Annotated in this window: 9 protein-coding genes; 8 read left to right on the forward strand and 1 reads right to left on the reverse strand. The window is 44.0% G+C overall.

The annotated features are described in order from the left end of the window. On the forward strand, window positions 1-1,557 hold a 1,557-nt coding region (locus tag WBA23_RS00250; RefSeq protein WP_424580220.1), incomplete at its 5' end, for a helicase-related protein. 112 nt (window positions 1,558-1,669) lie between these two features. Next, window positions 1,670-3,106 (forward strand): transglycosylase SLT domain-containing protein, encoded by a 1,437-nt coding sequence (locus WBA23_RS00255; protein WP_424580221.1) that lies wholly within the window; start codon window positions 1,670-1,672, stop codon window positions 3,104-3,106. A 3-nt stretch (window positions 3,107-3,109) separates the two neighbouring features. Here the strand turns inward: WBA23_RS00255 and WBA23_RS00260 are convergent, their stop codons facing one another. Beyond that, window positions 3,110-4,309: a prolipoprotein diacylglyceryl transferase gene (locus WBA23_RS00260; protein ID WP_424580222.1), complete on the reverse strand. Its 1,200-nt coding sequence runs from the start codon at window positions 4,307-4,309 to the stop codon at window positions 3,110-3,112. A 152-nt stretch (window positions 4,310-4,461) separates the two neighbouring features. Here WBA23_RS00260 and WBA23_RS00265 point away from each other — a divergent pair, with 152 nt between their 5' ends. From WBA23_RS00265 to WBA23_RS00290, 6 genes are all read left to right on the forward strand, one after another. Further along, window positions 4,462-4,872 (forward strand): hypothetical protein, encoded by a 411-nt coding sequence (locus tag WBA23_RS00265; protein ID WP_424580223.1) that lies wholly within the window; start codon window positions 4,462-4,464, stop codon window positions 4,870-4,872. A 108-nt stretch (window positions 4,873-4,980) separates the two neighbouring features. After that, a complete protein-coding gene (locus tag WBA23_RS00270; protein WP_424580224.1) occupies window positions 4,981-5,985 on the forward strand; it encodes a hypothetical protein in 1,005 nt (334 codons plus the stop codon). Window positions 5,986-6,142: 157 nt separating this feature from the next. Next, window positions 6,143-6,844 carry an outer membrane beta-barrel protein gene (locus tag WBA23_RS00275; protein WP_424580225.1) on the forward strand — a complete coding sequence of 234 codons (702 nt, stop codon included), beginning with the start codon at window positions 6,143-6,145 and terminating at the stop codon, window positions 6,842-6,844. After that, window positions 6,844-7,923 (forward strand): N-acetylmuramoyl-L-alanine amidase, encoded by a 1,080-nt coding sequence (locus tag WBA23_RS00280; RefSeq protein WP_424580226.1) that lies wholly within the window; start codon window positions 6,844-6,846, stop codon window positions 7,921-7,923. The genes WBA23_RS00275 and WBA23_RS00280 overlap by 1 nt, the downstream gene beginning before the upstream one ends. Before the next feature lie 238 nt (window positions 7,924-8,161). Beyond that, a complete protein-coding gene (locus WBA23_RS00285; protein WP_424580227.1) occupies window positions 8,162-8,704 on the forward strand; it encodes an RNA polymerase sigma factor in 543 nt (180 codons plus the stop codon). Next, a partial coding sequence (locus WBA23_RS00290; RefSeq protein WP_424580228.1) for a hypothetical protein occupies window positions 8,697-8,969 on the forward strand: 273 nt, incomplete at its 3' end. The genes WBA23_RS00285 and WBA23_RS00290, both read left to right, overlap by 8 nt.

Below are 8,969 nucleotides of genomic sequence, written 5' to 3' on the forward strand. Positions count from 1 at the left end.
TGGGTAGAAGAAGCGCTTCACCAAGGAATACTCAAATTGGTGGTATGCACGTCTAGCCTGGACTTGGGAGTGGATTTTCGGCCGGTAGAAACTGTTATTCAGGTGGGCAGTCCCAAGGGGATTTCTCGCTTTCTGCAACGGGCCGGGCGAAGCGGCCATCGCCCCGGAGCGACTAGTAGAATTTACTTTTTACCCACGCACGCTTTAGAGTTAATTGAATCAGCCGCTATTCAAGAAGGGATGAAGAATGAAGTGGTAGAATCACGAAAGCCACTGGAACGGTCGTTTGATGTGCTGGTGCAATATCTGGTAACGCTGGCGGTAGGCGAGGGCTTCCGACCGGAGGAATTATATCCTGAAATAACGAAAACCTATTCATATCGCAACTTAAGTGAAGAAGAGTGGCAGTGGGCGTTAAAGTTTATTACCTCCGGCGGAGAAAGTTTGGGGCAGTACGATGAGTTTTCTAAAGTTGAAGTGGAAGATGGGGTATATAAAGTGAGTAATCGGAGAACCGCACTGCGGCATCGCCTATCAGTTGGAACCATTGTTAGCGATCCGGTACTGAAAGTAAAGTACGTGGGTGGAGGTTATATTGGTACGATTGAGGAGAGTTTTATTTCTCGTCTGAATAAAGGTGATAATTTTTGGTTTGCTGGTCGTAATCTAAAGCTAGAGCGGATTAAAGACATGACCGTAATGGTGCGTAAGGCTCGGGGAAAAAACGGAGTAATTCCTCGCTGGACAGGTGGGCGAATGCCGCTATCAACTCAGCTGTCGGATATGATTCGCCTTAAACTAGATCAGTACCTCCAAGGTAATTATACCGATCCGGAATTGATTGCGCTAGAACCACTACTGGAACTTCAGCAGGAATGGTCGGCACTGCCCGACCGAAAACATTTTCTAATAGAGCGATTACAAACCCGAGAGGGGTACCATGTCATCTTTTATCCGTTTGCGGGTCGGGCTGCTCACGAAATTTTATCAACGCTCATTGCGTGGCGGATTAGTCAAGTGCAGCCGATCTCTTTTTCCATCGCCATGAACGACTACGGCTTTGAACTCTTATCAGACCAAGAAATTCCGTTAGAAGAAGCCCTGGAGCTAGATTTATTCGGCACCGAAAACTTAGTGGAAGATATTCTAGCCAGTGTAAACAGTACTGAAATGGCTAAACGACGGTTCCGAGAGATTGCTGCTATTTCCGGGCTGGTGTTTCAGGGCTATCCGGGAAAGCATATTGGAAATCGTCACTTGCAGGCTTCGTCGCAAATTATCTACGATGTATTTCAGAAGTACGATGCTGAAAATCGCTTACTTACTCAAGCATTGGACGAAGCTTTGTACCAACAGATAGAACAGGCGCAATTGGCTGAAACATTTGAGCAGATTAACCAACAATACTTTCTAATCAAAAATCCACCCTACCCAACTCCGTTTGCCTTTCCGCTGCTGGTTGATCGCTTACGGGAGAAAATCAGTTCTGAATCGCTAGAAGACCGTATTCTAAAGATGCAGCGACAATTAGAGTCTTACGCAGCTAATGGGGAGTAATCTGAAGTGTTATAGTGGTTTAAATATTGAGTTCTGAGTTTACTTCTCAAAACCACTGAACTCTATACTTGAATAAGTAAACAAAAAAGAGAAAATTGACTTTATTTAATCGATGATACGTAATAAGTATTCGCTTATTTTTTTAACTACTGGGCTTTTTTTTCTCACTAGCTGCCATCGGAGCATTAGTTTTCTTCCTACCGAAGTTCAGCAATTGATCTTGGCTTTACCCACTATTGAAGAGACAGAGGTTGATCGGCAGAAACTTCAGCTAATGAAGCGCGACTGGAATGGTCAGCTTGCTTTCCAGAAAGATCAGTTTAGTACTTTATTAGGCCCAACTACTTCAGCAATTAGCAATATAGTAGTACCTAATTTCACGGCTGAAGAACTAGATAGCGCAGTAAATCGCTTGCTAGTATTCCCTCCTTTGGCCTCATCCAACCCCTATGGTTTTGCCGAAAACGATTTAGTTGACTACCCAGATTCAGTTTATCGGCAGCGTTTCCGACAGATTAGCACTGATATTCCTCTTGTATTCAACAATCAGGTAAGAACCTTTATTGAGGTATACGCTATTCGTAAGCATGATTTAACCCAACGGATGCTAGGGAGGAGTGTGCTGTATTATCCTTACATTGAACAAATACTCACTGAACAAAATATTCCTGACGCGCTAAAGCATCTGGTAATGGTGGAATCGGCTCTAGAAATTGAAGCTGCTTCCTCTAAAGCAGCAGTTGGCTTATGGCAGATTCGGCCAATTACTGGGCGAAGTTTGGGATTAACCATTAACCGCACAGTAGACCAGCGATTAGACCCTTACGCCTCTACTCGAGCTGCCATACGCTACCTAAAAAAGCTGCGCAATATGTACGGTAACTGGCCAATGGCTATTGCAGCTTATAATTGCGGACCGGGCAATATGCACAAAGCAATAGTACGGGCCGGAGGCAGTAAGAACTTTTGGCGAGTGCAACGGTTTTTGCCCCGCGAAACCCGTAGCTATGTACCAGCGTTTATGGCACTGGTCTATCTCAACGAATTTCAACACGAGCATAATCTGCGCCCGGTGTATCCTGAGCTTTCGTTTCAAGCGGTAGATACGGTGCAAATCTACCAGGAGATTATGTTAGAAGAAATTGCAAAGTATACCGCAGTGAATCTGGAGGAGTTACAGTTTTTAAATCCAGCACTCGTTCGGAACAAGGTTCCGTTCTGGAAAGAAGGGTACCCGCTAGCTCTGCCGCTCAATAAAATCGCTCAGTTTGAACGGGATCGTAGCTACCTCTTTACTCCTCACGACTATGCTAATCAAATAGCTAAAGCTGCCCGGATAACTAAGCAGAGACGAGCAGTAGTGCCCAAAGGTGCTAACTATACCAAATTAATCTATCGGGTACGAAGCGGCAATACGATGGTGAATATTGCCCGGCGATATGGTTGCTCAGTAAAAAATATTCGAGACTGGAATGCTAAGTCCGACCATATTATCCGGGTAGGAGAGGAGCTCACGTTGTACATCGCCAAAAGTCGAACCTCTCCGTAATTCTCAAGATTTTGCTGTCTGGCTGATTTTACGCCGATTTTTAGGCACTACTACAAATAGTAGGTACAATCCAATAAGCACCAAAGGAATACTTAACCATTGTCCCATATTTAGCGGAATATTGCCCTCCCAGTCAACTTGGTCTTCTTTGAAGAACTCGTGAACAAAGCGCAATCCGAATACAAAGATCAAAAACAGTCCGAGAAATAATCCTTCGGGAGTTTTCTCTCTCATTCGCGACCATAGGAATAGTAGCAGTACAAAGACCAGAAAGGTAGTGATCGATTCGTATAATTGGGCCGGATGGCGAGGGATTCCAAACGTTTGGATAGTTGCTTGGTAAGCCCTCCGCCGTTGGTTTAGCTCATAGTTCAGCAGTGTTGACGAAGGTTCGTAAATATGCTCTCGGATAGAAGCGTAGCGAGTAAGAACACTTTTCACTTGGGTTTCCAGGTAGCTACGAATTTCAGCTTCTTGGTAATCAGCTTCCGCAAACGTGATGGTAACATCGATGGGGCGGTAGGGCGATTCTTCGGTGCTAAATTCTGGTCTTTCCGCATTCACTGGCCCAGGTTCGGAACGGTCGCTGGCCGCAACAGTTACTGATTCAATACCCTGAGTATTTTCTAATGCGTCTATTAAGCTGTGGGCGAAAACTACCCCGTAGTCGCTTTGGGTAGGTTTACCAATAATTTCGGAGTTCATAAAGTTGCCAAAGCGGATAAGTCCTCCAGTGAGGGCCACCACTATCACAATGCGGTCGACTACCCACAGCCAGCTTTGGCGGGGCCTTTTTTGTCGCTTAAACTGCCCTTTAAACTTTACAAAATCATACTTTATATCGTAATTACTGTAGAGAAATAAGGCAAATAAAATACCAATGGCAGCTCCATGACTGGCCAATCCCCCTTCCCAAATCTTTAGAATATCGATGGGGTTCGCCAAATATTTAGCAGGTTCGTAAAAGAAAACGTGCCCCAGCCGAGCCCCCAGAATGGTCGCTAGTACCATGAATACGGTTAGCGTTTCAACGTCGCTCTCCTCATGGCCTTCCTTGCGAAAAATATAAAATAGAACTTGCTGAGAAATTAAAAACCCCGCAGCGAATAGCAACCCGTACCACCGGGGCGACCATGACAACCACTCCCAAGAAAATACTTCCGGATCAGCCGTCCACACAATAAACTCAAATAATGATAGCATAGTAACTACTTCTTTGGGCGCAAAGATATAATTTTTCTAGTAACGGAATGGGTTAGTGATCAATCTGTATTTAACAAGAAATATTTTGTAAGGATTACAACCTAAAGCAGTTTTTTGCAGTCTAAGAGGATGACTAAACAATAAATAACACAATGAAATATACAGTTATCATAGCATCGTTAGCGCTTTTAGCGTTATCTAGCTGTGAGGATGACGAGAGTGGTGAACCATTCTTATTAGAAGAAGGCACGTATACCGGTTCATTTTCCCGTAGTAGTCCAAACACCCGATGGCTCGGGGCTAATGTTACCTTAACTTTTGAGAACGGACGTTTTTCGGGAAGTAGCGATCAGGAAAAGTACCCAGCCATTTGCGAAGGTACTTATCAGGTGGTTGGAAGCAACGAAATAACTTTTGAGAATAGCTGCGTTTGGACGGCCGAATTTGATTGGACATTTATTCTGGGTGGTGAGTTCCGAATCTCGGAGCAAGATCAAAAGTTGGTAATTACTCGGGAGTATGAAGGAGAAGTGATAGATACTTATGAGCTTACCCTGGAATAAGCGGTCAGCAACTTCTTATTTATTATCAAATCAATTATACCCTACCGGAAATAGTATAACCGTAGCCGTTGATAATAGCGTTAATTTGATCGTTATTCGCGATCTGCTATGGTAAGAAGAACAGTCATGAGTCTGTCAATAGGATTGGTTCTATGTACGGCCGGGTTCGTGCTTTTCGGAAAAGAAGAACTCTTTCACTTTTTAGCGCTAACTAAGCGGGTAGAAGCTCCTATTCTAGTAATTGAAGGTTGGATTTCTGAAGAAGCTTTGTTGCAAGCCGTCGAGGAAATAAAGAGTAATAACTACCGTCAGGTATTTGTCACCAGCATCGCGCACGATTCGGTATTTAGGATGTACAGTCAGGGTGGGCTTCGCTTCTACCTATCGGACATTAGACCTAACCGACCTCAATCATTTCAAACAATTCAGATTAATGCTTACGGTAGGGCAGCTCAGGGCATTCAAGCTCACGCCAAAGTTATTTTAGATACTACCCAAGTGGGTGAGTTTACGGCTACTGATGAACTCACGTGGCATCCTATTATTCTTCCTACAGCCACTAAAGCAGACTCAATAACTGTAGTATACGACAACAATCAGCGAGTTGGTAATGAAGATCGAGATCTATTTGTGTATGCCATACAGCTAGATTCTATAACGATTCCGGCTCGGCACTCGGCGGTTCGTTATGACCGAGGTAAGTTAGATGGCAATAACGTATTCCGTACTGATTACGAAAGTATTGCTGCCGAATCTTCGGAGTTTTTAATTGCTAACGGAGTTGATAGTACGTTGCTCAGGATACTTACTGCCCCTCCGGTTGCTTTTGAGCGCACGTATGCTTCAGCACTTATGGTAAAGAGGTGCTTACCGGAGGGTACTCGTGCTATCATTGTCTTTTCCCGGAGGACTCACGCTCGCCGTAGCCAATTAGTTTATCAGCGAATGTTAGGCGATGCAGTAGATGTAGGTATTATTGCCGCTAATTCTAACAGCGAAATATCAGAGAATTGGTGGCAAGAACGGGGTTCTCGGAATTACGTGCTGCTACAGTTGGCTAAGTATCTCTACACAAAAATGCTCTTTTTCCCAGCAGATGAAGACACCGTATAGCTGAAGATAACAAAAAAAGTATCAATCGGTTTCTCTTTCGTAGCAGGTATCGTATATTCAGGAGGTATTTTTCCGTTTAGCGTGCCCCGAGGTTATAATGTTAGGTTGCTAGCACTATAATGCTGACAGTGGCAACCGATTAGTAATCAATGGGAATATGAAACAAACTCTACTTATTTTTTTGCTTGTTTATGGCTTCAACGCGGCTCTGGCCCAGCAAACAACCTGGGGTGTGAACATAGCCCCCAGTATATCGCATCGCTTACCGCAGACAAAAACGCTGCCTGCACGGGAAGAGTCGGTACGAAGCGGAGAAAGGCCTATGCATACCTTTGACTTTGGTATCGATTTCCGAACGGCTATCAATGATCATTGGTACGTAGGAACCGCTTTACTGTACTCTCAAAAAGGATTCGCGAATACCAACGTGGCTATTCCTTACCCAGATATCCGCGTTTCCCGCGCTCATATCATTGATTTTATTCAAAACTATCTGGAAATACCATTCTTCGTAACACGTACTGTCTTTAAAAACAATAGGTTTCAGTTATATCCGATGGTAGGAGTAACTAATAGCTTACTATTGTCTGAGAAAAATCGGGTAGCAGTGCGAGGGGGAGAAGTCGATAAAGAAGTAGAGGAAGCACTGAGTAAACCGTATCTGCGAACCAAGCAGGTGCATAATATCGGACTACTCGGTGGCTTTGGTATTCAGGCCAGTGTAGACCCTAAAACGTTTATTGGGTTAGAAGCTCAAACCAAGTTCATGCTATCGCCTCTCGCTGATATTTCCTCACAATCGCAGCGAAATTTATACAGCGTTGGCTTGAATTTTCGCTTTGTTCGTACCTTGCGCTAATGTTTTCATCAATTTCTTTCAGACAGTTTGGTTGCCTACTACTTATTAGCCTAGGCTGTTTAGCGGCTTGCAAAACCTCAGCTCCCACTACAGATGTTCAGTCTTGGCCTATTAAGTGGGATCAGGAGCGAGTTCAACTTTCGTTGGATTACATGCAGGAGCATTACAACATGAATCCGGATTATCCGGTAATTGATCCTCAGATGATTGTCGTGCACTGGACGGCTATTCCTACCCTAGAAGCTTCCTATCGGGCATTCTACAATTCACGCTTACCAGGTTCAAGAGCCACTATTGGAAAAGCCAGTCCATTAAATGTATCTGTTCCTTACTTGATTGATCAGGACGGCACGATCTACCAAATGATGCCCGATACGCTATTTGCTCGTCATGTTATTGGATTAAATCACTGTGCCATTGGTATCGAGAATGTGGGCGATGGAAATAATCATCCGCTTACCGAAGCTCAGTTTAAGGCGAACAAACAGCTTATTCGCGAGCTGATGAGTAAGTACGATATTCGCTACGTAATTGGCCATCATGAGTATCAGCAGTTCATTGGTCACCCACTTTGGAAGGAAAAAGATGCCGACTACCTAACCGAAAAAAGCGACCCGGGCGATGATTTTATGCAGCGTTTACGAAGCCAGCTTAGTGATCTTATGCTAAATCCGTTGCCGAAAAAATCAGCGATTCAACAGGGGGTAGCGGGTCAGGTTCGCTGGTACGAAGGCAATCTGATGCCAACTATTACCGAAGGCTCTGCTGAACCCAACAGGCAAGGCTATCCTATTCAGCGCACGCTACGTATCTATGAGCTAACTCATCGAGATGAGGCGGTTAAAAAGAGCCGATTCTTTCAGGCTATTCAAACTAAATTAGTAACGGAGGTAACTACTGATTCATCCGGTAAATTTGCGCTGTCGCTTCCGGTTGGTCAGTATTCTTTATTGGTGGAAGAACCAGATGGCCTGTTCGCCAATCAGTTTGATGGTGCTGGAAACATTGCTCCTTTCTCGGTACAGGCCGATAGCGTTACTCAACTAGAGGTGAAAGTGGATTACCGGGCAGTTTACTAATAGCTTTTAGTCCACAGTCCATAGGTGTTAGAGGTTTTAAAGATTGAGGTTTAGGGATTAGGCTTTATATCAGGGATGTATATTCCTACACTTTGTGTCATCTACCTCGCACCCTTTACCTTTCACCCTTCTTTTTTTTAAGAAATTTTTTATTTCGTTCCAACGTTTTTTCCAACGGTGGTGTCTACACTATTGAAAACGACCTAATTCCAACTATTGCAGTTATTCAGCAAGTTGCATGCAGAATGAACAAGCGCTAGTTGCTCGCTGTATTAAAGGCGAACGACTGGCTCAACACGAGTTATACGAACAGTACGCCCGCCAGATGATGGTGGTGTGTATGCGTTATTGCAAAAGTCGTGAAGATGCGGAAGATGTACTGCAGGAAGCTTTTGTTAAAATTTTCAATAGTTTGGAAAAATTCCGAGGTGAATCATCGATCAAATACTGGATTAAGCGAATTGTCATTAATACGGCCCTTAATCATCATCGGAAAAAGGTTTATTTATACCCACATCTTGACATTGAAGAAGTTCATCACTTGGGTGATGAAGATGTGGAGATCGCTAACTATAACTACCGAGATTTACTGGCTATTCTACAATCGTTACCCCAGGGATGCCAGGTTATTTTCAATCTCTACGCTGTTGAGGGGTACAAGCATAAGGAGATTGCCACTATGTTAAGTATCAGTGAAGGAACGTCCAAATCTCAGTACGCCCGGGCCCGTTCGCTGATTAGAGATTTAATTACTGAAACCGGGGAGGTAAAACATGGCTAATCCATCCGAAAATCGATCGTATGAGGAGCAATGGCAGAAGGCTTTTGATTCGGCAGAAATGCCGCCTTCGCCTAATGTTTGGAAGAATATTGATCAACAACTAGCCGCCCAAGAAGGTGGCAAATACAAACGAGGCTTCTTTTTTTACCGAGCGGCGGCGGCGGTATTATTACTTTGCATTGCCGGATTAGGTTGGTATACTCTTTCTCGATCCAAAGGCTCAGATACAATCGCTGAACAGCAAGAAAGAACGATAAAGCAACTG

Origin of the sequence: Tunicatimonas sp., from assembly GCF_049647865.1 — a bacterium.
Lineage (GTDB): Bacteria > Bacteroidota > Bacteroidia > Cytophagales > Cyclobacteriaceae > Tunicatimonas.

Excerpts from the sequence above, each read along its gene's own strand:
- WBA23_RS00255 (WP_424580221.1), top strand. The coding sequence starts at position 1,670 with ATGATACGTAATAAGTATTCGCTTATTTTTTTAACTACTGGGCTTTTT.
- WBA23_RS00260 (WP_424580222.1), bottom strand. The coding sequence starts at position 4,309 with ATGCTATCATTATTTGAGTTTATTGTGTGGACGGCTGATCCGGAAGTA.
- WBA23_RS00265 (WP_424580223.1), top strand. The coding sequence starts at position 4,462 with ATGAAATATACAGTTATCATAGCATCGTTAGCGCTTTTAGCGTTATCT.
- WBA23_RS00270 (WP_424580224.1), top strand. The coding sequence starts at position 4,981 with ATGGTAAGAAGAACAGTCATGAGTCTGTCAATAGGATTGGTTCTATGT.
- WBA23_RS00275 (WP_424580225.1), top strand. The coding sequence starts at position 6,143 with ATGAAACAAACTCTACTTATTTTTTTGCTTGTTTATGGCTTCAACGCG.
- WBA23_RS00280 (WP_424580226.1), top strand. The coding sequence starts at position 6,844 with ATGTTTTCATCAATTTCTTTCAGACAGTTTGGTTGCCTACTACTTATT.
- WBA23_RS00285 (WP_424580227.1), top strand. The coding sequence starts at position 8,162 with ATGCAGAATGAACAAGCGCTAGTTGCTCGCTGTATTAAAGGCGAACGA.